This window comes from Rhizorhabdus sp. P4_G5 (genome assembly GCF_056401065.1).
In genome coordinates this window covers 447,842-472,826 of record NZ_JBFUKB010000005.1, presented here as the reverse complement: position 1 = coordinate 472,826, position 24,985 = coordinate 447,842, and the positions used below count along the sequence as shown (strand labels likewise).

Sequence of the window (24,985 nt, the reverse complement as noted above, 5' to 3'; positions counted from 1 at the left end):
CAGCGGCGCCCGCTCCGCGAAATTGCGGTAGCCGGTCGTTACTGTCGCGACGTGATCGGGCCTTTAGCGAGAACATGAGGACGGCATCGCCCAGGGCGCGCGCCTCAGTCCTGAAGGCTGGCTTCGTCCCCGAATGCAGGTGCAAAGATCGGGATGCCGTCGATGATGCCTATCCGGTCACCGATCCGCCGTGGCATCCGCGCAAGGGCATCGGCAGCGACACCGTCGGTGATCCACAGAGTGTCGGGCGAGAGCCTGCCATGGCGCAATTCGGATACTCGCTGGCGCGTAACCGCTTCCAGCGCCGCGGCGTCATAGCGCGCCAGGTAAACAAGGTCTGTCGTCATGCCGTTCGCAAGCGCCCAGTTATCAACCTCGCGATAGTCCGGAAAGCGGTTGCGCGGGACGATCAGCCTCACCGATGTGTAGCGATGGCCTGCAGCGCGCCAGAATGAAGAGGTGAGAGCATTGGGCCAATGTCGGCCATGACGCGCGAAGGTCGTGGCGTAAGCGCGCCAGCCGGCGCTGCTATCGGCGATCTGAAGCAGCGCCGCGACAAGGAGCAGCGCCGAACCAGCCCGCCGGCCCAAGCCTCGCGCAACTGTCCAGCAGATGACCGCCATGGCACAATAAACCAGCGGCCAGACAAAACGCCCGCTGCTGCGGAACAGATTGCCGATGCCAAGCAGCGGTGCCGGCCACGGCACATGCAAGACGTGCGTGCCGACCGCGACATTCGGCGTCACCGCGAACAGCATCAGTCCAGCAAGGACAAGAACCAGCGGCACATGCTCGCGGGCATTCCGTGATTCGAGCCATGCCTGCCGCGCAAGGGGGATGGCCGTGGCGAGCAGCAGCAGCACGCCGAGGCCCAGAAAGGCAAAGCCTTCGATTTCGCCGGGATTGGAGGGCAAATCGGGCAGCAACCACGACCAGTTCTCGGGATCGAACGGCGAGAGAAGATTGGCCTTGTAATAGCCGAAGCCCCATTCCCCATAGCTCCTCAGGCCGAGCCGCCCGGTCGCTGTCTGCGCAACGGCGTTCGCCGGCCGCGCCAGCCAGAAGACTCCGGACAATTTCGCGGCGGCGACCATAGCGAACAACGCCATCGCGCTTTCAATCAGGCCCCTGCTCGTTGGCCGGGCTCGCGCGAGCAAGAGGCGGAAAAGATCGGCCAGCCAGATCAGCGCCACAGCCGCCAGCAGATAGGGATGGGTCAGCACCGACAAGGTGAGAAGCGTTGTCCACTTCACCGCGCGGCGCGGTAAATCAGGCGACAGATAAAGCCACAATGCTGCCAGTATCTGCCATTGCCCGCACAATGTCATATGAAACATGGCCGGCGTGGCGATGCGGATCAGGAAGCATGGAGCGAACAGGAAAAGCGCAGTAACCGCAAGCCTTTGTTCGACATATCCGCTGAACCGCGCGGCAATGGCGTGCCCGAACGTCGCCTGAAGCAGAAAGCAGGCAAGCAGCCACAATCCGAAATATTGGAACGGCGTCGGCAGCAGCGACGATAGCAGCTTGAACGGCATCGCCAGCAGCGGGTTGGCATCCGCCATCATCACGCTGCCAGCGATATCGAGCCCATAGGCCGGGTTCGCGGCGGGTGGCCAACTCCACGGGGCTGCCCGATAAAATGCCCAGCCCAGATAGTTGGTCGCAGCATCGCTCTCGGACAGCCAGGCGATATTGGTGGGATCGAGCGGCGCCGGGCCGACAACAAGCAGGAAGGCGGCGAGCCCGAACAGCAGAGCCAGGCCAAGCTCGGCGCGGCGGGCCAAGATCAGAGCGACCAGCGCCGCACGGGCTCGGGAAGGTCGAGGCCGCTCCACATCCCCTTGAGATCCGCAACCAGCCCGCCGTCGTTCACGAGACCGGCCAGCGTCGCCGCCGGCAGGCCGGCATAGGCAGCGTGCGATACCGCCCCGACAACCACATCGTAGCGGCCATCAAGCGCATCGCCGGCGAGCGTCACGCCATATTCATGCTCGGCCTCGGCGGGATCGGCGAGTGGGTCGTGGATCACGACCTCGTGGCGCAGCCATTCCAACCGGCGCACCACGTCGATCACCCGCGAGTTGCGCAGGTCGGGCACATTCTCCTTGAAGGTCAGGCCCAGCATTAGCACCCGTGAGCCGTTGCCGATCCGTTCGTGGATCTGATCGGCTATCCAGGCGCCCATGCCGTCGTTGATGCCGCGGCCCGCAAGGATGACACGCGGATAATGGCCGAGCTGCTGCGCCAGATAGCTCAGATAATAAGGATCGACGCCAATGCAGTGCCCGCCGACCAGCCCCGGCACGAAGCGCAGGAAATTCCACTTGGTGCCGGCCGCGGCGAGCACATCCCAGATCGAGATGTCGATCTTGCCGAAGATCTGGGTGATCTCGTTGACGAAGGCGATGTTGATGTCGCGCTGCGCATTCTCGATCACCTTGGCCGCCTCGGCGACCTTGATCGACGCTGCGCGGAAGGTGCCGCCGGTGGTCACGGCCCCATAGATTGCGCAGAGCTTGTCGAGCACCTCCGGATTTTCGCCCGCGACCACCTTGGTGATGCGATCGACGGTATGCTCGCGGTCGCCGGGATTGATCCGCTCGGGGCTGTAGCCGAGGAAGAAGTCGACACCGCGCTTGAGCCCCGCCAGCTTCTCGATCTCCGGACCGCACAGATCCTCGGTCACGCCTGGATAGACGGTACTCTCATAGACGATGATCGTGCCCCTGCCCGGCTTCAATACCTTCGACAGGCTGCGCGTCGCCGACATCACCGGGCCGAGATCGGGCCGGTTGGCATGGTCGACCGGCGTCGGCACGGTGACGATGAACACGTCCGCATCCGCCGCTGCCTCGATATCGGTCGACAGTTCGAGCGACGATGCCGCCAGCTGTTCGCCGGTCAACTCATTGGTGCGATCATGCCCGCTGCGCAATTCGCCGACCCGACCATCGTCGATGTCGATGCCGACGGCGGAAAAATGGCGAGCCAGCGCCACCGCCAACGGCAGGCCGACATAGCCCAGACCAATTACCGCAACGCGGCTGCCGCCCTTTACGCGCTCTTCGCTACTCACAAGCCTTCGTCCCCCGCTCGCCAAGCCCGGCTATGGCGCGCCCACTGTGGCGGTCTGCATATACCAAGGCAATGCCTCGGCTAAACCTTCGGCGATGCCATGGCTGGGCTGGTAGCCGATCATTTCCCGGGCGGCACTCGTATCGGCCAGCGAATGCCGGACATCGCCGGCCCGAAATGCCGCATGGACCGGCGCGCGATCATAGCCCACGCCGCGCTCGGCCAGCCCATCGCGCAAATATCCGAACAACTGGTTGAGGCTGGTCCGCTCTCCGACCGCGACGTTCAGGAGCGCCGCTTCGCCGACCGGTCCGAACAATGCGCTTCGCACATTGGCCTGGACCGCATTGGCGACATAGCAGAAATCGCGGCTCGTCTCCCCGTCGCCGTTGATGACGACATCGTCGCCCGCGATCATCGCGGCGGTCCAGCGGGGAATAACTGCGGCATAGGCGCCATTCGGATCCTGCCGCGGCCCGAAGACGTTGAAATAGCGCAGGCCCACCGAGCCGAATCCATAAGCCCGCCGATAGACCTGGGCGTGGAGTTCGTTGTTGAGCTTGGTCAGCGCATAGGGTGACAGCACCCGCCCGAGCCGATCCTCCACCTTGGGAAGGTTCGGCTCGTCGCCATAGACCGAACTCGACGAGGCATAGACGAAGCGCTTCACCCCGCCGAGCCGCGCGGCATCGAGCATGTTGACGAAGCCGGTGGCGTTGACGTCGTGCGTGGTCAGCGGATCCGCCAGCGAACGCGGAACCGAGCCGAGAGCCGCCTGGTGGAGGACATGATCGACGCCGTCGACAGCGCGCGCGCAAGTTGCGCGATCGCGAATGTCGCCTTCGATGAAGTCGAAATCGGTCCATGCCGCTGCGCCGACCCGGTCTTGGACATCTCGGAGGTTGCTGCGATGCCCTGTCGCGAAATTATCGAGCGCACGCACCTTCTGCCCGGCCCCGAGCAAGGTTTCTACGAGGTGAGACCCAATGAAACCAGCCGCCCCGGTCACGAGCCACTGCGCGGAACGCGACGCAAGCGCCTGCTGGAGATCCATCGTCATGACCACGGCGTAGCCGAACTTTCGGAGTACGGGAATTGGTCATCGACCCTTGAGGCGCCCGGCAAAGGCCGGTTTTCGCCCCGGCAGCCAGCGATATCGCGGCTTCGCGACAAATCGTCCTTTGATCCGTCATGCGCGGTAGCTATCTGGCGCGCATGACCGACTATCGCCAACCCGCCGAATGGACCCCGCACGAAGCCGTCTGGATCGGCTTCCCCAGCCATCCCGAACTTTGGGAGGACGATCTCGAGCCTGCGCGGGGCGAGGTGATCGAGTTTGCCCGCGCCGTCCATGCCGGCGGGCGGGGCGAGCGGGTCATCCTGGTGGCCGCGGACGCGGCGTCGGCCGATCGCGCCCGAGAACTGGTCGGGGAAGCGGCCGATGTGATCATCGAGCCTTTCGGCGATATCTGGTTGCGCGATACCGCGCCGATCATCGTTACCGGGCCGCGCGGACGCGCCGCGACCGATTTCGGCTTCAACTGGTGGGGGGGCAAATATCAGCTGGCCGGCGACGAGAGCATCGGCGCCCGGCTCGCAGCGCGATCGGGCCACGCACTTCGCCGCGGCGACTGGATCTTCGAAGGTGGCGCGATCGATATCGACGGCAGCGGCCTGGGCGTGACGACCGAGCAGTGCCTGCTCAACCCGAACCGCAACCCCGGCCTCGACAAGGCCGCGATCGAGACGCGGCTTGCAGAAGGGCTCGGCGTCGACCGGCTGCTATGGCTGGGAGACGGGCTCGCCAATGACCATACCGATGGCCATATCGACAATCTTGCGCGCTTCGTCGCCGAGGGCGTCGTCGCGATTCCCGTGCCGGCCGGCGCCGACGATCCCAATGCCGCCGTCTATGTCGATGCAAAGACCCGCGCCGAGGCGTTCGGACTGCGGGTGATCGCGATCCCCTCGCCTGGCGCGGTCGAGCGCGACGGCGAGATCATCCCGGCGTCCTACATGAACTTCTACATCGGCAATGCGACGGTCGTCGTGCCGCTCTATGGCGCCGCCAATGACGATGCCGCGGTCGAAGCCATCGCCGGGCTGTTTCCGACGCGCAGCGTCGTGGGCTTCCGCGCCGATCATATCCTGACCGGCGGCGGCAGCTTCCATTGCATCAGCCAGCAAATCCCCGCGGCATGACCACCCTCCTGATCCGCGCAGCGCTGTCGGGGCTGATCATAGCGTCGGTCGCGCTTGTCGCCCGCCGGAATCCCGCAGCGGGCGCGCTGATAGCCTCGCTGCCCCTGATCTCGGTGTTCGCGATGATATGGCTTTGGCATGACACGCATGACGCGTCCCGCTTGGCCGAGCAGGCGAAGGCGACTTTCTGGTACATAGTGCCGTCGATGCCGATGTTCCTCCTGATGCCATGGATGCTCCGCCATGGCAGTTCGTTCTGGCTTTCGCTGGCCGCTGGTTGCGTCCTGACGATGCTTCTCTATCTGCTGACCGTCGTCATCGCGGCGCGCTTCGGCGTCCGCTTGTAAGGAAATGAGATGACCGAGATCACCGTCGCCGCGCTGCAGCTCGCCTTGAGCGACGACATCGATGCGAACATCGCCGAGGTATCGAAGCTCGTCCGCGATGCCGCGAAACGCGGCGCGAAGGTCGTGCTGCCGCCCGAACTGTTCGAAGGCCATTATTTCTGCCAGGTCGAGGACGAAGGGCTGTTCGCCCGCGCCCGGCCCACCACCGGGCACAAGTCGGTCATCGCGATGCAGGCGCTGGCGGCGGAACTGAAGATCCATATCCCGACGAGCTTTTTCGAAGCCGATGGGCCGCACCATTATAACAGCCTGGCGATGATCGATCCTGATGGCCGGATCATGGGTGTCTATCGCAAGAGCCATATCCCCGATGGCCCGGGCTATGAGGAGAAATTCTATTTCCGCCCCGGCAATAGCGGCTTCAAGGTGTGGCCGGCGCAGGGCACGACGCTGGGTATCGGCATCTGCTGGGACCAATGGTATCCGGAAACCGCACGCGCGATGATGCTGATGGGCGCCGAGGTCCTGTTCTACCCGACCGCGATCGGCAACGAACCGCATGATCCCGATCTCGATACCAGCCGGCTGTGGCGCCGCGCGATGATCGGCCATGCCGTGTCCAACGTCGTGCCCATCGTCGCCGCGAACCGGATCGGCACCGAGAACGGACAGACCTTTTACGGCCACAGCTTCATCTGCGACGAACGCGGGGACCTGCTTGCCGAATATGGCCGCGAGGAGACCGGCGCGTTGGTGGCGACGCTCGACATCGATCTCGCCAAGCGGCATCGCGCAGCCTTCGGCTTCTTCCGCGACAGGCGGCCCGAACTATATGGCCGGTTGACGCAGGATATCTGAAAGCACACCGTTCAGGGTGCGTGGGGCGGTTCGATCTCGGCGGGCTCCACCATGTCGAGTCCGCCTTCCCATTTCGCCACGATAACGCTGGCGACCGCATTACCCACGACGTTGGTGGCCGAGCGGCCCATGTCGAGGAAGTGATCGACCGCCAGGATCAGCAGCAACCCGCCCTCGGGAATGTTGAAGAAGGCGAGCGTCGAGGCGATCACCACAAGGCTGGCGCGCGGCACGCCGGCCATGCCTTTCGACGTCACCATCAGGATCAGCAGCATGGTGATCTGGTGCCCGATCGTGAGTTCGATGCCATAAGCCTGGGCGATGAACATCGTCGCGAAGGTGCAGTAGATCATCGACCCGTCGAGATTGAACGAATAGCCGAGCGGCAGCACGAAGCTGGCAATCCGCCGCGGCACGCCGAAGCGGTCGAGCGCCTCCAGCGTGCGCGGGAACGCAGCCTCCGACGAGGCCGTGCTGAAAGCGAGCAGGATCGGTTCGCGGATATAGCGGATCAGCAGCTTCGATCGCCCGCCGACGAACAGGAAGCACAGGCCCAGCAGGATGATCCACAGCGTGATCATGGCCAGGTAGAAGCTGCCCATGAACTTACCGAAGCTGATCAGGATCATCGGGCCCTGTTCGGCGAGCGCGGTGGTGACCGCCGCGAACACCGCGAAGGGGGCGAAGCGCATCACATAGTCGGTGATCTGGAGCATCACCTGCGCCAGCGCCTCGATCCCGCGCAGCAGCGGCGCACCGCGTTCGCCGATCGCGGTGATGGCGACGCCCGTAAAGACTGAGAAGACCACGATCTGCAGGATTTCATTGTTCGCCATCGCCTCGAAGAAGCTTTTGGGCACCAGATGGGTGACGAAATCCTTGAGCGAAAAATCGGTCTGGGCGAGCCCGGCGCTGGCGTTTGCCGGCGGCAGCACCAGATCGGCGCCGAGGCCCGGTTGCAGCAGGTTGACCATGATCAGCCCGAGCGTCAGCGACAACAGGCTCGCGCCCAGGAACCAGCCGATCGAGCGAGCGCCAACGCGGCCGAGAGCGGCCGTGTCGCCCATATGCGCTATGCCCGAAACCAGCGTGGCGAATACGAGCGGGGCAATGATCATCTTGATCAGTCGCAGGAACACATCGGTAAGGATCGAAATATAGCCCGTGACGTTTGTCAGGGTAGCGGGATCGGCGATCATCGCGTTGAGCGTAATGCCCACCGCGATACCGGCGATCATCGCGAACAATATGTAGAGGGTGAGGCGCTTGGCCACGGGCGTCTCCGAACAAGATATCGATCGTGGTCGGGCCAAAGCGGGGCGCGGTCAAGTGCCGGCCGCGCGGATGGGGGAGAGGTGATGCTGTTCGGGCGAGGAGAGCGCAGGATCGAAAAGCTGCTGATCGTCGAGGACGAGCCGCTGGTCGCTTTCGACAACGAACATTTCCTGACGACCCATGGTTATACCGTTGTCGCGACCATCGACAACGCGCCGGCCGCACAGGCGCTCATCGCCGAGGGCGGCATCGACCTGGTGCTGTGCGACGTGAAACTCAACGACAGCGACGGCCGCGACGTGGCGCTGACGGCGCGGGCAGCCGGCATCCCGCTGCTGTTCGTCACCGCAACCTGCCCGATCGACGCGCGCGAGATCGCGATCGGCTGCATCGCCAAGCCTTATACGCAGAAAGACCTCAAGCTCGCGATTGAGGCGGTGGCGGCCCATCTCGACGGCGACAAGCCCAAGCGCGTGCCGAAGGTTCTGACGCTGTACGGGTGAAGAGGTCGGCGAAGCGATTGCTGTAATGTTCCGCTTTTGTTCTTGCCATGGATCATGTTTCCGGTTAGCGGACCAACAATTCCCCACGATGTTCGAGAAGGGAAAAGTTGAGCATGGCCGATCAAAAATCCGCACCACCACGAAATCGACAGGTGCTCGGAAAATATTCCTTCCCGCGATTTGACAGTCCACCCCGATCACATCCCGATCCAGCGGTCGATCGCATGCTGCACGCGCTTTTTGGTCAATCCCGCAGACCGGCAGCAGGGCCTTCCCTTCTGAAGACGGAACCGAGAGACCCCCGTTCCGACTGGACGGATCGTGCCAACCGCGTCACCTCGATGAAGCCTGCGCTCTCGCTTCACCGATGCTATGGGGAAGGTTTACGCCTCTCCCTTTACGGTAGCCGGCAGTCTGGTTGGAGGCGGCAATGTCTTGCTGGCGAAGGCAATGGGCGACAAGCGCGCTGGCGTTTCGGTACAGGACAACGGCATTCAATTTGAAAGCGGCTATCTCGGCGAGAAGAACCGCGCATTTACGCTTGGCAATGCTGTTCTCCATGGGCCGGGAAGTCAGGCGGGCGATCTCAACAAACGCTATGACGAGAAGGATACTTCCGCGACCACGGCGGAGCATGAAAGTGGCCATAGTTATCAATATTATCACCCGACCTTCGTTGCAGATTATATTCGCTATCTCGTTCGACAGCGTCTGACAGGTGAGCGAAATCCTTATGAACAGGAGGCCGATGATTTCAGCGAATGGAAACATCGCGAAAAGGCCAGCCATAAATGAGAAAGCTGCGCGCCCTTCTGCTACTGCCGTTCTTGCTGACTGGCTGCGATGATATGCCGGTGATCGCACCGAATGACACCAATGAAAGCGTGCTGATGGACCTACACGAGCGAGATTTCCCTACGCCGGTCCAATTAGAGAAAATCACCCCAGGCCTTTATTTTGGAAGCAGGAACTGTTGGAAGACCCATGATGCCATCTTTGTAGCAACCCGGGATCACCCTGATCCCGTCATTCTCGACCCGAAAGACTTCTGCAGTCCGGATGACTGCGATTGCGAAATTCCGATCAGCAAGATCGTAAAGCGGATGACGCCGAGCTTCGTCTTGAAGAGCCAGCAACAGGTCTGCGCGGGCACTGGCCCTTTTTTGCAGCCGGACATCCGGACCGAGCTCTGCACCGCTTATGTGGCGCGTGCATCTGGCGATAAGACGCCACCTCTTTTCTCTTGGGAACGCCACGCTATGCTCGACCCATGAACAGTGCAGCAGCGGATGACGGCGGTGCCGTTGGGGAAAAGAGCATCATCGCGGCCATCAGGCCCTATACCGAGCCGGCACCGCTCGCCGCGCTGTTCCTCGGCATCAGCTCGGGCTTCCCCTATGCGATGATCGGCGCGACGCTGACGACGCGGCTCGCGCAGGATGGGATCGACAAGAAGGTGGTGACCGCCTTCACCCTCGCCTTCCTCGTCTACAACCTCAAATTCCTCTGGGCCTGGATCGTCGATGGCGTGCGGCTTCCCGTCATCGGCCGGCTGGGGCAGCGCGTCTCGTGGATGCTGGTGATCGGCGCGCTGGTGATCGCCGCGGTATGGAATCTCGGCCTGGTCGATCCCAGGGCCAGCCTGTCGCAGACCGTGGTCGCCGCGATCTTGGTGGGTGCGGCGGGTGCGACCTTCGACATCATCATCGACGCCTATCGGATCGAGCTGCTCGAAGCACGCCAGCTCGGCGTTGGCGCGGGCATGTCGCAATATGGCTGGCGGATCGGTTCGACCGCGGCGGGCGCGCTGGCCTTGGTGCTGGCCGACCGCGCCGGCTGGAACATCGCCTATATGGCCTGTGCCGCCTTCGCGCTGCCGGCGATGATCGCGGCGCTGATCATGGGCGAACCCAAGCGCCATCGCGAGCCGGTGATGCGGCGGACGCGCAGCGAGGTCCTGGCTTCGATCGTCGGGCCGCTGCTCGAATTTTTCCGGCGGCGCGGGGCCGCCCTCGTGCTGCTGTTCATCCTGCTCCACAAGATCGGGGACACGCTGGCGAACCTTACCTTCCGGCTGCTGTTCGACAGCCTCGGCTACACCAATGACGAGATCGCCATATACGATGTGGGCTTCGGCTTCTGGGCTTACCTGATCGGCATCTTCATCGGCGGCATCTTCTATTCTCGTCTTGGCATGAAGCGGTCGGTGCTTGTCAGCCTGTGGCTTATGGCGGTCTCGAACCTCAGCTTCGCGGCGCTGGCGGCTGTAGGACACAGCAACTGGGCGATGGCGGGCGCGATAGGCTTCGAGAATATCGCTAGCGGGATCGGCGGAGTTTGTGTCGTCGCCTATTTCTCGGCGTTGTGCGACCTGCGCTTCACTGCGGCGCAATATGCGCTGATCTCCGCCGCGGCGAGCGTCGTCGGTCGGATCCTTACCGGTACCACCGCCGGCGTGATGCTGGAGTCGATAGGCTATGTGAACTTCTACCTGATCACCACCGTCGCGGCGCTGCCCGGCATTGCCCTCTTCTGGCTGATGATGCGCGCCGGGCTGATCGACGAGTCGATCGGCAGCGCAGGGGAAGAGGAACCCGCCCCCGAGCCAGGCTCAGAATCGCCGCGACACGCCGAAATATAGCTCGACGTCCGCGGCATGCCGCAGCCCGGCATTGGCACCGATGTCGAGCTGCACATCGGCGCGCGGCAGCCATCCTAGCGATAGGCCGGCAAGCTGCTCGGTCGCATGGCCGCCCGGATCACGATCTCGCGTGGCTTCATATTCGACGGTTGCCCCGATCGTCTCGCTGAGTTTCGCCGCGATGCCGGCCACAGCGCCATAAGCGAGATGGCGGCCATCGCCGTCTTCGTCGGCAGCCGCATCGATCTCGGGAGTCAGGGACAGGCTGAACCTGTCGTCCAGCTCATAGGATACGGGAACTAGCAGCCCCGCCGTCCAGTCGCCAGCGCCGAACGGCTGGCGCCCCGTCGGCAAGGTCGCAAAAGGCATCAACGCCGCCGAAAAGCCGGAGCCGTCCGGATTGTGCAGGTTCCGGCGCAGGGCGATGCTTGCATCGCCAATGCCGCTGCGCCGGGCACGCAGGCCGGTCAGCCGATCCCGGTCCACTTCGTGCCCGAAGCTGGTCCAGCCCAGCTGGATCTCCGTCCTGTCGTCCATGCCGTAGCGGAGCAGCACATCGCCGAATATCAGCCGATCGCTTCTCTGCGCATCATCGCGCTGGAGCGTCCAGTCCGCCGCGCCGATCTCGATCGAGGCATGCCCGCGGTCGATCGTGCAGGCTGGTGTACCGAGCCCCGGCCGGTCGGGACAATAGTCGCGAAGCTCCGCCGCAGCCGGCACCGACAGCCAAAGCAAGACCGATCCGGCGATGATGCGTACCAACATGGCGATTCCTTATCCTGTGACGAGCACCACTGACAGCGGCGGATCGCGCTGTTACGATGCGCGACATGATGGGGGATGGGCAAGCGCGTCGGGGGACGCGGGCGATCAGGAATATTGCGACGATCGCGCTCGCGATCGTCATGCTTGCGCTCGTCTCCTCGGCATTGCTGACCGGCCCGTCTCTCGACGACTATTGGACGCTCTACCTGTCCGATCCCACCGTCGGCCCGACCCGTCTTATCGAGCAACGCTGGATTCAGGACATACGGCCGCCGCTGTTCGATGGCTGGGCCACCCTGTTGTCGACCGTCGGTTTCAGCTCGGTCCCCATTGCCCGGCTCGCCTCGAACCTGCCGGTGCTGCTGTTGCTCGGCTACGCCGCTCGCCGCTTCGCGAAGCGCCTGCCCGACCAGGCGCCGTTCTACGCGCTCTTCCTGCTCCTGATGCTCTCGGCACCCGCCACGATCAGGGCCTTCGGCATCTACCGCGGCGATTTCTGGCAGCTTGCCGCCTTTGCGGTGCAGATCGTGCTGACCCGGCATATCCTTTTCGTCCAGCAGGATTATACCAGCCGGCGCGATGGCCCGCTTGCGGTGCTCGGCATCGTCGCCACGATCGCCGCAATCACCCTCGATTATGGCGGCGCCCTGTTCGGCGGCGTGCTGGCGATGGCGACCATGCTTGCCGCGATCGCGCGCGGCCTGCGGCGCTGGGCGCGTATGCTGCTGCTCGCCCTCATCCTGTCGATCGCTGCGGTCGTCTATATGATTTCCTGGCAGGCGCCCGCCTGGAAGGAGAGCTTCGATCTCTACCAGAACTGGATCGAGATGGGCGAAGGATCCTCCAGCGCGATCCTGGCTGCACTGATCGCGGGGACGGTCCTCCATAATCCCATCGCGATCGCCGGCGCCTGGCTGGGACGGCTGGGCTGGACCAAGGAAGACTCCGCCTTCGCCATCCTGACCGGCGCGGCGCTGGCCGCGGCCCTTGTCGCCATCAGCCAGATCGACGCCCAGCGTCGGCTCATCACCGCCAGCAACACCGCCGACATCGCCGTTCTCACAGCTGCCCTGATGGCATCGGCGGGAGCGAGGATCGCCGATCGGCGCTTGTGGATGACGGTATTGGCAGGGGTGGCGGTACTGTCGAGCCTCGTCGGCCTGGCGCTCATAGGCATCGATGGCGGCTGGCAGGCCGGAGCGAAGAAAATCGCCCGGATCGTCGACAGCTGCCCTGCGGTGAAGGTCTATGCCGCATCGGGCTGGCGTCTCGACGATGGCAGCCATTCGCGCGCCGCACAGCGCGAGGAACCGGTATTCGCGCTGGGCTACAAGCGCCTCGGCAGCGCGCATGGCTTTACGCCGATCCTGCTATCCCCCGGCGCACCCCTCACGGCTGCACAGAATCCCTGCCCTACGCTGCTGTGGATCGAGCAGGTGCCGCATAAGACCGTCAAGCCCGGGCTCGCTCTGCAGTCAACGGGGCTCAACGGTCTCGAAGCGGCGCGATTGAGCGTGATCCGCACCAGCACGGGACTTATCGTCCGCGCCGACCGCTGATATCTGCTGGCGCCATGACACGACAGACCTTCGCCCGCCGCGCCACACGCTGGCTGCTCCGCGCCCTTCTCATCTTCGTCATCGGTTCGATCGCCTGGGTGGGACTCTATCGCTTCGTGCCGCCGCCAGTCACCGTCACGATGCTGTCGAATGCGATCGACGGACGCGGCATCGCCAAGGACTGGATGCCGCTGGATGAGATAGCGCCCGACATGGCGCGCGCCGCAATCGCCGCCGAGGACGGCAATTTTTGCAGCCATCACGGTTTCGATTTCAAGGCGATGCAGAACGCTCTCAAAAGCAATCTGCAAGGCGAGCGGCGGATCAGGGGCGGCTCCACGATCAGCCAGCAGACCGCAAAAAATGCCTTTCTGTGGCAGAATGGCGGCTATCTGCGCAAAGCCCTCGAGGCCTGGTTCACCCTGTTGATCGAGACGCTATGGCCGAAGCAGCGGATCATGGAAGTCTATCTCAACGTCGCGGAAACCGGCCTCGGCACCTATGGCGCCAATGCTGGAGCGATGCGCTATTTCCATCATGATGCGTCGCGGCTCAGCCGTGCGGAAGCCGCGCGCATCGCCGCGGTGCTGCCGCTTCCGAAGAAGCGCGAGGCGGTCGCGCCAAGCGGCTTCACCCGCCGCTATGGCAATATGATCCAGCGCAGGCTCGGCCAGGTGCGGCGTTACGAACTGGACAGCTGCCTGAGGTGACGGGCCGTCCCTGATCCGCATCGGCATTCCGCGTTGCTCCAAGCCCCTCGGCGATGCCGCCGAACTCAGCTGAACGGCAGCTTGAATCCGGCCGGCAGCGGCAGGCCCTGGGTCATCTTCTGCATCTCTGCATTGGATGCCGCGTCGGCTTTGCCGCGGCAGTCGTTGAGGGCGGCGGCGATCAGGTCTTCGAGCATCTGCTTTTCGGACGCGACCATCAGCGAATCATCGATCGATACGCCGAGGATCCGGCCCTTGGCAGTGGCGCGGATCTTGACCAGCCCGCCGCCGGCCGCGCCCTCCACTTCGAGCTTGTCTAGGCCGGCCTGGGCCTCCTCCATCTGCGCCTGGATCGTCTGGGCCGCATTCTGGGCGGCGGCGATCATTTCCTCGAGACTTTTCATGATGCGAGACTCCGTGGTTGGCGCGCGCTGTAGCCGATCAGCTCGGCATCGGGGAAGGCCTCGCGAGCAGCCCTCACGAGCGCGGAATCAAGAATGGCTGCCCTCGCGGCATCCTCCTCTGCAAGTTCCCGGTCGCGCATCGAAGGCGCTCCGCCCTCACGTACTGTGCCGACCGTCCAGCGCTCGCCGGTCAGATCCTTCAGCGCGGCGACCAGATTGGTGAAGAACTCCGGCTTCAGCTTTTCGGTTTCAGCGATCAGCAATTCCGTGCCGGCAAGCTTGGCCACCCGGGCATGATCGTGGAACTGAAGCGCGAGCAGCGCAGCCTTGGGTTCGAGCAGCGCGTGCAATTCCTCGGGCGTAGCCGGCAACATGATCGGCGGCAGCGCCGCCTGAACGGGTGCGGCCTGTGGCGCGGGCACGACCGGTGGCGCAGGGGCGGTGCCCATGGTCAGCTCGCCGGCGGCGAGCTTTCGCGCGAGTTCACCCGGATCGGGAAGCTGGCTGGCGTGGACGACGCGTAGCAGCGCCATTTCAGCCGCCTCGATCGGCATGGTTGCCGTCTGCACCTCGCCATGGCCCTTGAGCAGCAACTGCCAGAGCCGGTGCAAGGTCGCAAAGCCGAGCTTGCCGGCCCATTCCGCATAGGCTTCGCGCTCCTCGACCGAAAGGGCCGGATCATCGGTGCCGGCGACCTTGGCGCGAGTGACGCCGTGGCAGGTCTCGAGCAGGCCGTGCAGCATTGCCGCCGGCTCGACCCCCAGTTCGTGCTGGCTGCGAATCCCTGCGAGCACCGCCGCTGCATCGCCCTTGAGCATCTCGCCGAACAGCCGCCGGATCGCGCCCCTGTCGGACAGGCCAAGCATGTCGCGCACCTGCGCCGCCTCCACCTTGCCGGAGCCATGCGCAATCGCCTGGTCGAGGATCGACAGGCCGTCGCGCGCCGAGCCTTCGGCGGCGCGGGCGATGAGCGCGAGCGCCTCGGCCTCGGCCGAGACGCCTTCCGCCTCGACAACCGCCGCGAAGTGCGCAGCGAGCTTGTCCGCGGAGATTCGCCGAAGGTCGAAGCGCTGGCAGCGCGACAACACCGTGATCGGCACCTTGTTCACCTCGGTCGTGGCGAACAGGAACTTCACATGGGCGGGCGGTTCCTCGAGCGTCTTGAGCAACCCGTTGAAGGCCGGCTTCGACAGCATATGGACTTCGTCGATGATGTAGATCTTGTAGCGCGCCGAAACCGAGGCATAGCGCACCGCCTCGATGATCTCGCGCACGTCGTCGATGCCGGTGTGGCTGGCCGCATCCATCTCAACGACGTCGATATGCCGTCCCTCGGCGATCGCGATGCATGGCTCGCAGACGCCGCAGGGGTCGATGGTCGGGCCACCCTGCCCATCCGCGCCAATGCAGTTTAGCGCCTTGGCGATGAGCCGGGCCGTCGAGGTCTTGCCGACACCGCGCACGCCGGTGAGCAGGAACGCATGCGCCAGCCGCTCGCGGCGGATCGCGTTCCCGAGCGTCGTCACCATGGCATCCTGGCCGATCAGCTCACCGAAATTCTGCGGCCGATATTTGCGCGCGAGAACGCGATAGGGTTGCGGAGATTCGGACATGGCGAGAGCTTACCCAGTCACCCTGAGGTTGTCGTTTCAATTTTACATTGGTTCTGGGTGGGAGCCGGAACGACCCGATACGAAATCGTTGCGGCTGCTTCCTTCCGGACCTGACCGGGTTGGCGACGGCATCGTCCGCCCGACTCCCGCGGCGCATATGGGGGAAGCGCGCCGCCGATGCAAGCCGCTCGCCTGCCTCAGCGCCCCTGCATGTTCCGCGCCGCGCCAGGCATGCGGACCGTCAGCCGGTCGAGCCCCTCTTCCAGGTGGATCTGGCAGGCGAGCCGCGACGTTCGGGTGACGTGGCTGGCCAGATCGAGCAGATCCTCCTCCATGTCCGACGCGCGCGGCAGCTTGGCGAAATCAGCCGCATCGATGATGACATGGCAGGTCGAGCAGGCCATCTGGCCTTCACATGTGCCTTCGAGCGGCTGGCCGTCCGCCTGCGCGACCTCGAGCAGCCGCGTGCCGGGCGCGCCGTCGACTTCGCTGCGGCCCTCGCCATCGGCGGATATGAACGTGACCCTGGTCATACCGCCCACATAAGCTGCCTTTCGGTGGCGTCGACCAATAATGTGGTCGCCCGCTCGATCTCCTGCTCGGTCGTATAACGGCCGAAGCCGAGCCGGATGCTCGATCGCGCCTCCGCATCGGAAAGGCCGATTGCCTTGAGGACATGGCTGGGACGGCCGGACCCGCTTGCGCAGGCAGAGCCCGCCGAAAAAGCGAGCTCGCGGACGTTGGAGATCAGCCGCGCCGCATCGACGCCGTCGCTGCGCAGGTTGAGATTCCCGTGATATCGATGCGCGAACGAGCCGTTTATCGTCCACTCGGGTCCGAGCCGGCTGGTCGCGATCCGCCACAGCCGGTCGAGGTGCGCGGCATCCTCCTCCTGGCGATCCTGCATCAGCGCCGCGGCTGCGCCGAACCCCGCGCAGAGCATCGGCGCCAGCGTCCCCGAACGGCCGACCGCCTCCTGGCCGCCGCCATGCAGCAGCGGCTCGATGCGAACGCCGTCGCGGACCCACAACGCGCCGATCCCCTTGGGTCCGTGGATCTTGTGAGCGGCGATGGCGACCATGTCGCAATTGTCGGGGATGTCGACGCGGCCATAGCCCTGCACGGCGTCGCACAGGAACAGCGCCCCCGCTTCCCGCGCCAGATCGGCGATTTCCGCAACAGGCTGGATCACGCCGATCTCGTTGTTGACGAGCATCGCCGCGACCAGACCAGTACCCGGATGTATCGCCGCGCGCACATCGTCCAGGTCGACGACACCGTTCGGCCCGACCGGCAGGATGCGAATCTCGCGCCCCCGCCGCGCCTCGGCGCGGACGCTGTCCAGCACCGCGGCATGTTCGGTGGCGATCGTCACGATCGGCCCGCTGCTGCCCTTGATCGCCCAGTTGAGGGCCTCGGTCGCGCTGCCGGTGAAGCCGATGGTCCCGCCAGCCGGGCAAAGCGCCTCGATCTGCTCGCGCGCCACCTCAACGGATGCCGCAGCCTCGCGCCCCATGCGGTGCGGGGAATGCGGGTTGCCGAACTTGTCATCGAGAAACGGCAGCATCGACTGTCGCACCTCCGGTGCCAGCGGAGTCGTCGCTTGATAATCGAGATAGATCATGCCGCTCTCCTATGTGCCGAAGTTTCGATCGCCTTCCATTCGGCGATCACCCGGTCGATATCGGACTCGATGGTATCCGATCCGAAGCTGATCCGCACCACTTCGCGTGCCGCCGCTTCGTCCCAGCCCATGGCGGCTAGGACGTGGCTCGGCTTGAGGCTTCCGGACGAACAGGCGCTGCCTGCCGATACCGCGATGCCGGCAAGATCGAAGCGAATCAGCTGGGCCGTCGCGGCGACACCCGGCATGCGGTAGCTGGCGATAGTCGGCAGCCGCTCGGCGCCGTCGGCTACGACGATGCCACCCGCCTCGCGGATCGCCGCATCGAGCCGGGCGCGCAGGATGCGCGCACGATCGAGCCAGTCGGTACGCGCCTCCAGCGCGGCCGCGAAACCCAATATGGCCGGGAGATTTTCCGTCCCGCCGCGATAGCCCTGCTCCTGGCCGCCGCAGGCTGCCAGCATCGCAAGGTCACGCACCAGCAGCGCACCGATGCCTGGCGGACCACCGAGCTTGTGCGCCGACACCGCGATGAAATCGGCGTCGGGCAACGGCATCTTGCCAGCGCTCTGCGCACAATCCGCCAGCAACAAACCGCCGGCCGCCCGAGCCGCCGCGACATGCTCGCGAAGCGGCTGGATGACCCCGGTCTCATTGTTGACCGCCTGGACTGCGACCAGCGGCCTGTCGGGAAGCGGCGTGGTGGGATCGATGATCCCGGTCCCGGAGGCCGGCATCCGCGGGGTCTCGCCGGCGCCCCTCCGCACGGCATCATGCTCAACCGCGGAGATTATTCGCGCACCGGCCTTGGCTCGGCGCAGGACGATCTCGATCGCCTCGGTCGCGCCGCTGGTGAAGATTATGGCACCCTCGAAATCGAGCGCACGACCGATCCGCGCGCGGGCATCCTCCAGCGCCGCCCGCGCCGCCCGGCCCTCGGCATGCGGCGACGAAGGGTTCGCCCAGCGCTCCAGCCCATCCGCCATCGCCAACCGCGCGGCCGGCAGGAGCGGCGTGGTCGCAGCATGATCGAGGTAGAGGCGGGGCGTTGCCAAGGCACTGTGCTCCATTTGATTGCGCGCGGTGCGCCCCTCCTTATATAGGCGTTCGATCGAACGCGCACCATCCGCGCGGTCCGCCCAAGCCTGTCCTGAAGGATATCGATGCCCGAAGTTATTTTCCCCGGTCCCGAAGGCCGCCTCGAAGGCCGTTTCAATCCCGGACCGCGCCCGCGCGCGCCTGTGGCGATGATCCTTCATCCGCATCCGCAGGGCGGCGGCACGATGAACAACCGGATCGTCCAGGCGCTATACCAGACGTTCGTCCGCCGGGGTTTCGCAACCCTGCGGTTCAATTTCCGCGGTGTCGGCAAGAGCCAAGGCGTGTTCGACAATGGCATAGGCGAGCTTTCCGATGCGGCGTCGGCGCTCGATTGGGTGCAATCGATCCACCCCGAGGCGCAGACCACCTGGATCGCCGGCTTCAGCTTCGGCGCCTGGATTGGCATGCAGCTGCTGATGCGACGGCCGGAGATCAAGGGGTTCATCTCGATCGCGCCGCCGGCGAATATGTACGACTTTACGTTCCTTGCGCCATGCCCCTCATCGGGCATCATCATCCAGGGCGATGCCGACGAAGTCGTTACCCCGGGTGCGGTGCAGAAGCTGGTCGACAAACTTCGGACGCAGCGCCACATCACGATCCATCATGACACGATCCCCGGCGCGAACCATTTCTTCGCCGACGAGATGCCCCAGCTGATGAAGTCGGTTGACGATTATCTCGACATGCGGCTGTCAGGCGACCGCTGAGACCCGCTTCATTCCATAGTCCTCCTCATCGCGCGATGAGGAGGACTCGGCCTACCCGAGCGGCAGCGTCCAGATCGCGACATTGCCAAACATCACCGTCGCGGCTGCGAGCATCAGCAGCGCCCGCCGCCGGTCGCCGCGCTTGGCGAGCAGCCAGATCCCACCAGCAGCGAGCGATATGCCTGCCAGCATCAGAAGCGACAGAATCAGTCCTGCTGGTCCGGTCATTGCGATGACTCCTTAACGATCTCTGGCTGTCCTACGCTCATCCGGCTTTTGCAACTCCGCTAGCATCATTCATGGGATTATCCTTAGCGGAGCATTGCCCCGCATTGGGATAAACCGACGACATGCGCATCAGTACGATCACCAATTTTGCCTATGGCGCGACATTGCTGTTGACCAGCGTGTCGGCAATTGCCTTCATCAGCTCGGCGAACGCTATCCTGGAAGAACGCCTCGCTGTACAGCAGCGGGCTGAGCTTGACGACCTAGGCGACGACCTCGCAATCGCGGCGGAAAAGCGGTCTGATGAAGCCCGGCTCTACGCTATGCGCGGCAATGTACGCCATCTTCGCGCCTTCCGACACGAAGAGCAGCAGATCAAAGCCCGCGAACAGACCTTGGCCAGGCTACGGCAGCGCGAACTCACCCCGCCGGAGCTACTTGCGCTCGACCAGGCAGAACAAAATATCGGCGAGCTAGATTCGATCGAGCGCGCAGCGCTGTCGCGAGCTGAACGAGGCGAGAGTTCCCCAGCGCGACAGATGCTGTTCGGCCCAGATCATGAACGTGCTCAGAACCAGGTGCTGGAACCGATCGTTCGCTTCCGATCGCTGGTGAATGTTCGGACAGGCGCCGAGGTTCAGGCGGCGAAGATCAAAAGTGATCGTTATGCTGATGTCGCCAGGACGATGTTGGGGCTGACGGCGGCGCTTTTCCTGGCTGTTCTCTATTTCGTGTTGCGCCGCAGGGTGTCCGTGCCGCTATCGCACCTTACCAGCATCGTCATGCGCCTCGCCAAGCAGGATTATAGCGTCGAAGTTCCTCCGGATCGTCGCCGGGACGAGATCAGCGAAATGTCACAGGCGATAGAGATTTTCCGTGACAATGGGCTGGAGCGCGAGCGGCTCGAAGCGGAACGGGCAGCCGAGCAGAGGGTCAAAGACGCGATCCTGCAGATGATGCACCGGCTGCAGGCGACGAACAGCCAGGACGAACTGGCCGAAGTGGTCTCCCGCTTTGCACCGCAAACCTTCCCGGCCTTGGCTGGTCATCTTTATGTTCTGGACCAGAACCGACAGACGCTGGTGCTCGCCGGGAGCTGGCTCGATCCAGTCAACCAAACCGCCTCGCTTTCGACCAGTGCCTGTTGGGGGCTCCGCCGGGGCCGCCCGCATGTCAGTGGACGCGACGATATTGCGTGCCCCCACGTCGGGCCTTTCGAACGATCGTCGCTATGCGTACCGCTGGCTGCTCAAGGCGATGCCATCGGTCTTCTCTATTTCGAAGCACCTGCCGACACTGACGCAACCGTCGACAGCGCGCGCCTCTATCTCGAGCTGATGGCCGAGAATATCGGTTTGGCCCTGGCTAATCTGCGACTTCGCGAACGCCTCACCAACCTGGCCGCCCGCGATCCGCTGACAGGGCTGCTCAATCGCCGCTGCCTCGATGAAACACTTAACCGGCGCGCGCGTGCGGCAGATGCAGGTCCGTGCAGCTGCCTGATGATCGACATCGATCATTTCAAACGATTCAATGATGAGTTCGGCCATGACGCTGGCGATATGGTCATGCAGCATGTGGCAGGCATGATGATGGCAGCCGTCGGCAATGCGGGAGAAGCTTTTAGATTCGGCGGCGAGGAGTTCACCATCTTGCTTCCGGACGCGGACGAGGAGGCAAGTGCCGCCTGGGCAGAAACGCTGCGGAAGCAGATACGCGCAACGGCGCTGGCATTCCGAGGAAGTCTGCTCGGCCATGTAACGGTGTCGATCGGCATTGCTGCAACCGGAACAGGCAGCATATCCTTCGCGAATCTCATTGCCTCCGCCGATGCCGCCCTCCTGGTTGCGAAGGCTCAAGGCCGTGACCAGGTCATGACCGCCTCTCGACTGCAGGCCGAAAGCACAGTCATCGGACAGACCGCGTAAGGCTGTCGGCGAGAGATGCCGCCCCGTTACGCATGAGGGCCCTCGATCGGCCGAAGCGCAGGATGACGGCTGCTTCGGCCGTCAATCGCAAGGATTTCAGAGTGGTGGGCGCAGCAGGGTTTGAACCTGCGACCCCTGCGGTGTGAACACAGTGCTCTACCACTGAGCTATGCGCCCACTCTGACGGCGACGGGAGCGAACTCGCGTGCGGGCTGAGCGGATAGGGCGGGATTTTCCTGCTGTCCAGCCAAAAAGAAGGCCGCGCGCCTCGCGGTGCAGCGGCCTCCCAATCGCCTCGCCGTGCAGCGGGGCGTCTTCTGATCGATCAGTTGACGGCGTCCTTCAGGCCCTTGCCGGGCTTGAACTTAGGCTGGCTCGACGCGTCGATCTTCATCGGTTCGCCGGTGCGCGGATTACGGCCCGTCGACGCCTTGCGTTTGCTCACCGAGAAGGTGCCGAAGCCGACCAGACGCACTTCATCACCACTTTTGAGCTGAGACGTAATGGAATCGAACACCGCCTCCACCGCCTTCGCCGCGTCATTCTTGGTCATGCCGGTCGTTTCGGCCGGCGTTGCGGCCGCGGCGACGATGCTGCAACAATGATGCAATATCCGCAAGAGCCGAGACGAGCGCTTTTTGCGCCAAATTCATGCTTTTTTGGGGCGATCGAGCTGCGCTTTGGCATAGCGCTCGAAGTGTGGATCGAGTTCGGGAGGGTCAACCGGCACGACCTGCTCCAGCATGTCGGCGATGTGGCTCAGCGCAGCGATCCGCGCCGCCTTCTTGTTGTTGGCATCGATGATAGCCCAGGGGGCCCAGCGCGTGTCTGTTTCTCGGAACATGTCGTGGATGGCGTCGAGATAGTCGGCTCTGCGCGCGCGGTTACGGAAATCGTCGGGCGTGACCTTCCAGCGCTTCCACGGATGTTCGAGCCTGTCGGCGAGCCGCTTGTCCTGCTCTTCCTGGGTGACGTGGAGGAACAGCTTGATGATGGTGACGCCGTCGGTCTGCTGCTGCGCCTCGAATTCATTGATCTCGTCATAGGCGCGCCGCCATTGGCGCTCGGCCGCATAATGCTCGACCCGCTCGACCAGCACACGGCCATACCAGCTGCGGTCGAAGATCGCGATGTGGCCCTTGCCTGGTATCTTCTGCCAGAACCGCCACAGGAAATGGCGGCTGCGCTCCTCCTCGGTCGGCGCGCTGATCGGCCAGACATGGAAGTGGCGCGGATCCCAGCCCATCGTCAGGCGCTGGATCGCGCCGCCCTTGCCGGCCGCGTCCCATCCTTCGAACACGATCATGCTGCGGATGTTGCAGACCATGTGCGCCACCTGAAGGCGCGACAACCGCTTCTGCACCTGGGCCAGCGCAGTGTCGTAGTCGCCTGCGAACGCCTCGCCCCGCTCATAGTCCGCCAGATCGATGGCCAACGCGGTGATACTCCCTGCCTCGAACCATTGCTGCATAATCGCACGGCAACGGCACATTAAGCGCGGGAGATGCTTAATAGTTTCGCGGGCGTCCTACTATGGGACATTTCGCAGGGGGCTCCTCCTGCCGGAATGTGGAGATCTGTCAGCCCTTCTGCTGCTCCACGATCCGGATGTTCAGTTCGCGGAGTTGCTTCAGGCTGACCGGCGACGGCGCCCCCATCATCAGGTCCTCGGCCTTCTGGTTCATCGGAAATAGCACGACTTCGCGAATATTCGGTTCATCGGCGAGCAGCATCACGATGCGATCGATGCCCGGCGCCGAACCGCCGTGCGGCGGGGCACCATATTTGAACGCATTGATCATGCCCGAGAAATTCTCGTCGACCTGCTGCTGGGTGTAGCCGGCGATCTCGAACGCCTTGTACATCACGTCGAGCTTGTGGTTCCGGATCGCGCCCGAAGACAGTTCGACGCCGTTGCAGACGATGTCATATTGATAAGCGAGGATGTCGAGCGGATCCATCGTCTCCAGCGCTTCCATCTCCCCCTGCGGCATGGAGAAGGGATTGTGGCTGAAGTCGACCTTCTTGGCCTCTTCATCATATTCGTACATCGGGAAATCGACGACCCAGCAGAATTTGAACACGCCCTGCTCGATCAGGCCGAGCTCCTCGCCCACCCGGGTGCGCGCCGCGCCGGCGAGCTTGGCGGTCGCCAACTCCTTGCCGGCAGCGAAGAACACGCCGTCGTCCGGCCCCAGGCCGAGCGCCGCGATCAACTTGGCGGTCGCCTCCTCGCCATGGTTCTTGGCGATCGGGCCGCCCGGCTCGCCGGACTTGATGTTGATGTAGCCCAGGCCGGCATGGCCCTGCGACCGCGCCCAATCATTCATGTCGTCGAAGAATTTGCGGCTCTTCGCGCCGGCCCCCGGCGCGGGGATCGCGCGGACCACGCCGCCGCCCTCGACGATGCGGGCGAACAGCCCGAAGCCGGAGCCCACGAAATGCTCGGTGACGTCGGTGATTTCCAGCGGATTGCGCAGGTCCGGCTTGTCGGAGCCATACCGCAGCATCGCATCGCGATAGGCAATCCGCGGGAACGGCGCGGGGGTAACCGCGCGGCCACGGGAAAATTCCTCGAACACGCCGTGCAGCACCGGCTCGATCGCCGCGAACACGTCTTCCTGGGTGACGAAGCTCATCTCGAAGTCGAGCTGGTAGAATTCGCCGGGTGAACGGTCGGCGCGGGCGTCCTCATCGCGAAAGCAGGGTGCGATCTGAAAATAGCGGTCGAAGCCAGCGACCATCAGCAGCTGCTTGAACATCTGCGGCGCCTGCGGAAGCGCGTAGAATTTACCCGGGTGCACACGGCTCGGCACCAGATAGTCGCGCGCGCCTTCGGGGCTCGACGCGGTCAGGATCGGCGTCTGATATTCGGTGAAGCCCTGCCCGATCATCCGCTGGCGGATCGACGCAATGACGTTCGAGCGCAGCACGATATTGGCGTGAATGCGGTCGCGGCGGAGATCCAGGAAGCGATAGCGCAGCCGGATATCTTCGGGATAATCGGCCTCGCCCGCCACCGGCATCGGCAGTTCCTGTGCGGCGGACTGGACCGACACGTCGCGTGCGCGCACCTCGATATCGCCGGTCGACAGATTGGGGTTAGCCGCATCGGCCGAACGCGCCACCACGTCGCCGGTGATCGTCACCACCGACTCAACCCGCAGCCGCTCGAGCTGTTTGAAGGCGTCGGACTCGATGTCGGTGACGATCTGGGTCAGTCCGTGGTGATCGCGTAGGTCGACGAACAGCAGGTTGCCATGGTCACGCTTGCGATGCACCCAGCCCGACAGGCGGACCTGCGATCCGACGTCCTGCGCGCGGAGCTGGCCGCAATGATGGGTGCGATAGGCATGCATGGATAATCGACTTTCAGGTGAATTTGCGAGCGGTGCGCTTCGCGCGGGCGCGCAGTGCTTGTCAAGCGTTGTAACCCAGC

25 protein-coding genes, 1 tRNA gene and 1 other RNA gene are annotated in these 24,985 nt (G+C 64.0%); 11 read left to right on the top strand and 16 right to left on the bottom strand.

Annotated elements, in window-relative coordinates; all coding sequences use genetic code 11:
• Positions 1 to 104 precede the first annotated feature (104 nt).
• The 3 genes from AC1DQK_RS12090 to AC1DQK_RS12080 are packed head-to-tail and all read right to left on the bottom strand — an operon-like array spanning position 105 to position 4,138.
• A complete protein-coding gene (locus tag AC1DQK_RS12090; RefSeq protein ID WP_477870737.1) occupies positions 105 to 1,787 on the bottom strand; it encodes a DUF6311 domain-containing protein in 1,683 nt (560 codons plus the stop codon).
• A gap of 2 nt (positions 1,788 to 1,789) precedes the next feature.
• Entirely contained in the window at positions 1,790 to 3,079 is a 1,290-nt protein-coding gene (locus tag AC1DQK_RS12085; protein WP_477870735.1) for a nucleotide sugar dehydrogenase, read from the bottom strand.
• A 30-nt stretch (positions 3,080 to 3,109) separates the two neighbouring features.
• Complete coding sequence (locus AC1DQK_RS12080) at positions 3,110 to 4,138, bottom strand: SDR family oxidoreductase (RefSeq protein WP_477870733.1); 1,029 nt, start codon at positions 4,136 to 4,138, stop codon at positions 3,110 to 3,112.
• Between the two features lie 155 nt (positions 4,139 to 4,293).
• On the opposite strand from AC1DQK_RS12080, the gene AC1DQK_RS12075 reads away from it, so the two are divergent.
• From AC1DQK_RS12075 to aguB, 3 genes are read left to right on the top strand one after another with little or no spacing between them, the layout of a single operon-like run.
• Positions 4,294 to 5,280, top strand: a complete 987-nt coding sequence (locus tag AC1DQK_RS12075) for an agmatine deiminase family protein (RefSeq protein ID WP_477870872.1) — start codon at positions 4,294 to 4,296, stop codon at positions 5,278 to 5,280.
• Positions 5,277 to 5,627 (top strand): DUF3147 family protein, encoded by a 351-nt coding sequence (locus AC1DQK_RS12070; RefSeq protein ID WP_477870731.1) that lies wholly within the window; start codon positions 5,277 to 5,279, stop codon positions 5,625 to 5,627. The genes AC1DQK_RS12075 and AC1DQK_RS12070 overlap by 4 nt, the downstream gene beginning before the upstream one ends.
• Positions 5,628 to 5,636: 9 nt before the next feature.
• Positions 5,637 to 6,485: an N-carbamoylputrescine amidase gene (aguB, locus tag AC1DQK_RS12065; protein WP_477870729.1), complete on the top strand. Its 849-nt coding sequence runs from the start codon at positions 5,637 to 5,639 to the stop codon at positions 6,483 to 6,485.
• A gap of 11 nt (positions 6,486 to 6,496) precedes the next feature.
• Here the strand turns inward: aguB and AC1DQK_RS12060 are convergent, their stop codons facing one another.
• Complete coding sequence (locus AC1DQK_RS12060) at positions 6,497 to 7,759, bottom strand: dicarboxylate/amino acid:cation symporter (protein ID WP_477870727.1); 1,263 nt, start codon at positions 7,757 to 7,759, stop codon at positions 6,497 to 6,499.
• Between the two features lie 84 nt (positions 7,760 to 7,843).
• Between AC1DQK_RS12060 and AC1DQK_RS12055 the strand changes: the two genes are divergently transcribed.
• The 4 genes from AC1DQK_RS12055 to AC1DQK_RS12040 all read left to right on the top strand — a co-directional run bounded on the left by AC1DQK_RS12055 (position 7,844) and on the right by AC1DQK_RS12040 (position 10,904).
• Positions 7,844 to 8,263, top strand: coding sequence for a response regulator (locus tag AC1DQK_RS12055; protein WP_477870725.1), 420 nt, complete (start codon positions 7,844 to 7,846; stop codon positions 8,261 to 8,263).
• 372 nt (positions 8,264 to 8,635) lie between these two features.
• A complete protein-coding gene (locus tag AC1DQK_RS12050) occupies positions 8,636 to 9,058 on the top strand; it encodes a hypothetical protein (RefSeq protein ID WP_477870723.1) in 423 nt (140 codons plus the stop codon).
• Complete coding sequence (locus AC1DQK_RS12045) at positions 9,055 to 9,537, top strand: hypothetical protein (protein ID WP_477870721.1); 483 nt, start codon at positions 9,055 to 9,057, stop codon at positions 9,535 to 9,537. Before AC1DQK_RS12050 ends, AC1DQK_RS12045 begins: the two co-directional genes overlap by 4 nt.
• Complete coding sequence (locus AC1DQK_RS12040) at positions 9,534 to 10,904, top strand: AmpG family muropeptide MFS transporter (protein WP_477870719.1); 1,371 nt, start codon at positions 9,534 to 9,536, stop codon at positions 10,902 to 10,904. Before AC1DQK_RS12045 ends, AC1DQK_RS12040 begins: the two co-directional genes overlap by 4 nt.
• Here the strand turns inward: AC1DQK_RS12040 and AC1DQK_RS12035 are convergent.
• Positions 10,875 to 11,669: a transporter gene (locus AC1DQK_RS12035; protein WP_477870717.1), complete on the bottom strand. Its 795-nt coding sequence runs from the start codon at positions 11,667 to 11,669 to the stop codon at positions 10,875 to 10,877. The genes AC1DQK_RS12040 and AC1DQK_RS12035 overlap by 30 nt on opposite strands.
• Positions 11,670 to 11,725: 56 nt before the next feature.
• On the opposite strand from AC1DQK_RS12035, the gene AC1DQK_RS12030 reads away from it, so the two are divergent.
• Together AC1DQK_RS12030 and mtgA are read left to right on the top strand one after the other, a co-directional pair.
• Entirely contained in the window at positions 11,726 to 13,228 is a 1,503-nt protein-coding gene (locus AC1DQK_RS12030; protein ID WP_477870715.1) for a hypothetical protein, read from the top strand.
• Between the two features lie 14 nt (positions 13,229 to 13,242).
• Positions 13,243 to 13,938 carry a monofunctional biosynthetic peptidoglycan transglycosylase gene (gene mtgA / locus AC1DQK_RS12025; RefSeq protein ID WP_477870713.1) on the top strand — a complete coding sequence of 232 codons (696 nt, stop codon included), beginning with the start codon at positions 13,243 to 13,245 and terminating at the stop codon, positions 13,936 to 13,938.
• 65 nt (positions 13,939 to 14,003) lie between these two features.
• Here mtgA and AC1DQK_RS12020 read toward each other — a convergent pair whose 3' ends face one another.
• The 6 genes from AC1DQK_RS12020 to AC1DQK_RS11995 form a co-directional block, all read right to left on the bottom strand.
• Positions 14,004 to 14,342, bottom strand: a complete 339-nt coding sequence (locus tag AC1DQK_RS12020) for a YbaB/EbfC family nucleoid-associated protein (RefSeq protein WP_477870711.1) — start codon at positions 14,340 to 14,342, stop codon at positions 14,004 to 14,006.
• Entirely contained in the window at positions 14,339 to 15,955 is a 1,617-nt protein-coding gene (locus AC1DQK_RS12015) for a DNA polymerase III subunit gamma/tau (protein WP_477870709.1), read from the bottom strand. Before AC1DQK_RS12015 ends, AC1DQK_RS12020 begins: the two co-directional genes overlap by 4 nt.
• A 53-nt stretch (positions 15,956 to 16,008) precedes the next feature.
• Positions 16,009 to 16,106, bottom strand: an RNA gene (ffs, locus tag AC1DQK_RS12010) — signal recognition particle sRNA small type.
• Between the two features lie 46 nt (positions 16,107 to 16,152).
• On the bottom strand, positions 16,153 to 16,488 hold the full coding sequence (locus tag AC1DQK_RS12005) for a 2Fe-2S iron-sulfur cluster-binding protein (RefSeq protein WP_477870707.1): 336 nt from the start codon (positions 16,486 to 16,488) through the stop codon (positions 16,153 to 16,155).
• Positions 16,485 to 17,579, bottom strand: a complete 1,095-nt coding sequence (locus tag AC1DQK_RS12000; protein WP_477870705.1) for a cysteine desulfurase family protein — start codon at positions 17,577 to 17,579, stop codon at positions 16,485 to 16,487. Before AC1DQK_RS12000 ends, AC1DQK_RS12005 begins: the two co-directional genes overlap by 4 nt.
• Positions 17,576 to 18,634 (bottom strand): cysteine desulfurase family protein, encoded by a 1,059-nt coding sequence (locus tag AC1DQK_RS11995; RefSeq protein ID WP_477870703.1) that lies wholly within the window; start codon positions 18,632 to 18,634, stop codon positions 17,576 to 17,578. Before AC1DQK_RS11995 ends, AC1DQK_RS12000 begins: the two co-directional genes overlap by 4 nt.
• Positions 18,635 to 18,742: 108 nt before the next feature.
• On the opposite strand from AC1DQK_RS11995, the gene AC1DQK_RS11990 reads away from it, so the two are divergent.
• Complete coding sequence (locus AC1DQK_RS11990; RefSeq protein WP_477870701.1) at positions 18,743 to 19,390, top strand: alpha/beta hydrolase; 648 nt, start codon at positions 18,743 to 18,745, stop codon at positions 19,388 to 19,390.
• Between the two features lie 51 nt (positions 19,391 to 19,441).
• On the opposite strand, the gene AC1DQK_RS11985 is transcribed toward AC1DQK_RS11990, so the two are convergent.
• Positions 19,442 to 19,618, bottom strand: a complete 177-nt coding sequence (locus AC1DQK_RS11985; RefSeq protein ID WP_477870699.1) for a hypothetical protein — start codon at positions 19,616 to 19,618, stop codon at positions 19,442 to 19,444.
• A gap of 122 nt (positions 19,619 to 19,740) precedes the next feature.
• Here AC1DQK_RS11985 and AC1DQK_RS11980 point away from each other — a divergent pair, with 122 nt between their 5' ends.
• On the top strand, positions 19,741 to 21,546 hold the full coding sequence (locus AC1DQK_RS11980) for a diguanylate cyclase (protein WP_477870697.1): 1,806 nt from the start codon (positions 19,741 to 19,743) through the stop codon (positions 21,544 to 21,546).
• Positions 21,547 to 21,648: 102 nt separating this feature from the next.
• On the opposite strand, the gene AC1DQK_RS11975 is transcribed toward AC1DQK_RS11980, so the two are convergent.
• The 4 genes from AC1DQK_RS11975 to aspS form a co-directional block, all read right to left on the bottom strand.
• Positions 21,649 to 21,723 (bottom strand) — tRNA-Val (locus AC1DQK_RS11975).
• 148 nt (positions 21,724 to 21,871) lie between these two features.
• Entirely contained in the window at positions 21,872 to 22,138 is a 267-nt protein-coding gene (locus AC1DQK_RS11970) for an HU family DNA-binding protein (RefSeq protein WP_477870870.1), read from the bottom strand.
• Positions 22,139 to 22,195: 57 nt separating this feature from the next.
• Positions 22,196 to 22,981 carry a polyphosphate kinase 2 family protein gene (locus AC1DQK_RS11965; protein WP_477870695.1) on the bottom strand — a complete coding sequence of 262 codons (786 nt, stop codon included), beginning with the start codon at positions 22,979 to 22,981 and terminating at the stop codon, positions 22,196 to 22,198.
• Between the two features lie 145 nt (positions 22,982 to 23,126).
• On the bottom strand, positions 23,127 to 24,905 hold the full coding sequence (gene aspS, locus AC1DQK_RS11960) for an aspartate--tRNA ligase (RefSeq protein WP_477870693.1): 1,779 nt from the start codon (positions 24,903 to 24,905) through the stop codon (positions 23,127 to 23,129).
• Positions 24,906 to 24,985: the final 80 nt, after the last annotated feature.

Excerpts from the sequence above, each read along its gene's own strand:
- aguB (WP_477870729.1), top strand. The coding sequence starts at position 5,637 with ATGACCGAGATCACCGTCGCCGCGCTGCAGCTCGCCTTGAGCGACGAC.
- AC1DQK_RS11985 (WP_477870699.1), bottom strand. The coding sequence starts at position 19,618 with ATGACCGGACCAGCAGGACTGATTCTGTCGCTTCTGATGCTGGCAGGC.
- AC1DQK_RS12015 (WP_477870709.1), bottom strand. The coding sequence starts at position 15,955 with ATGTCCGAATCTCCGCAACCCTATCGCGTTCTCGCGCGCAAATATCGG.
- AC1DQK_RS12045 (WP_477870721.1), top strand. The coding sequence starts at position 9,055 with ATGAGAAAGCTGCGCGCCCTTCTGCTACTGCCGTTCTTGCTGACTGGC.
- AC1DQK_RS11990 (WP_477870701.1), top strand. The coding sequence starts at position 18,743 with ATGCCCGAAGTTATTTTCCCCGGTCCCGAAGGCCGCCTCGAAGGCCGT.
- AC1DQK_RS12080 (WP_477870733.1), bottom strand. The coding sequence starts at position 4,138 with ATGACGATGGATCTCCAGCAGGCGCTTGCGTCGCGTTCCGCGCAGTGG.
- AC1DQK_RS12035 (WP_477870717.1), bottom strand. The coding sequence starts at position 11,669 with ATGTTGGTACGCATCATCGCCGGATCGGTCTTGCTTTGGCTGTCGGTG.
- aspS (WP_477870693.1), bottom strand. The coding sequence starts at position 24,905 with ATGCATGCCTATCGCACCCATCATTGCGGCCAGCTCCGCGCGCAGGAC.
- AC1DQK_RS12000 (WP_477870705.1), bottom strand. The coding sequence starts at position 17,579 with ATGATCTATCTCGATTATCAAGCGACGACTCCGCTGGCACCGGAGGTG.
- AC1DQK_RS11980 (WP_477870697.1), top strand. The coding sequence starts at position 19,741 with ATGCGCATCAGTACGATCACCAATTTTGCCTATGGCGCGACATTGCTG.
- AC1DQK_RS12030 (WP_477870715.1), top strand. The coding sequence starts at position 11,726 with ATGCGCGACATGATGGGGGATGGGCAAGCGCGTCGGGGGACGCGGGCG.
- AC1DQK_RS12020 (WP_477870711.1), bottom strand. The coding sequence starts at position 14,342 with ATGAAAAGTCTCGAGGAAATGATCGCCGCCGCCCAGAATGCGGCCCAG.
- AC1DQK_RS12070 (WP_477870731.1), top strand. The coding sequence starts at position 5,277 with ATGACCACCCTCCTGATCCGCGCAGCGCTGTCGGGGCTGATCATAGCG.
- mtgA (WP_477870713.1), top strand. The coding sequence starts at position 13,243 with ATGACACGACAGACCTTCGCCCGCCGCGCCACACGCTGGCTGCTCCGC.
- AC1DQK_RS12075 (WP_477870872.1), top strand. The coding sequence starts at position 4,294 with ATGACCGACTATCGCCAACCCGCCGAATGGACCCCGCACGAAGCCGTC.
- AC1DQK_RS12050 (WP_477870723.1), top strand. The coding sequence starts at position 8,636 with ATGGGGAAGGTTTACGCCTCTCCCTTTACGGTAGCCGGCAGTCTGGTT.
- AC1DQK_RS12005 (WP_477870707.1), bottom strand. The coding sequence starts at position 16,488 with ATGACCAGGGTCACGTTCATATCCGCCGATGGCGAGGGCCGCAGCGAA.
- AC1DQK_RS12055 (WP_477870725.1), top strand. The coding sequence starts at position 7,844 with ATGCTGTTCGGGCGAGGAGAGCGCAGGATCGAAAAGCTGCTGATCGTC.
- AC1DQK_RS12040 (WP_477870719.1), top strand. The coding sequence starts at position 9,534 with ATGAACAGTGCAGCAGCGGATGACGGCGGTGCCGTTGGGGAAAAGAGC.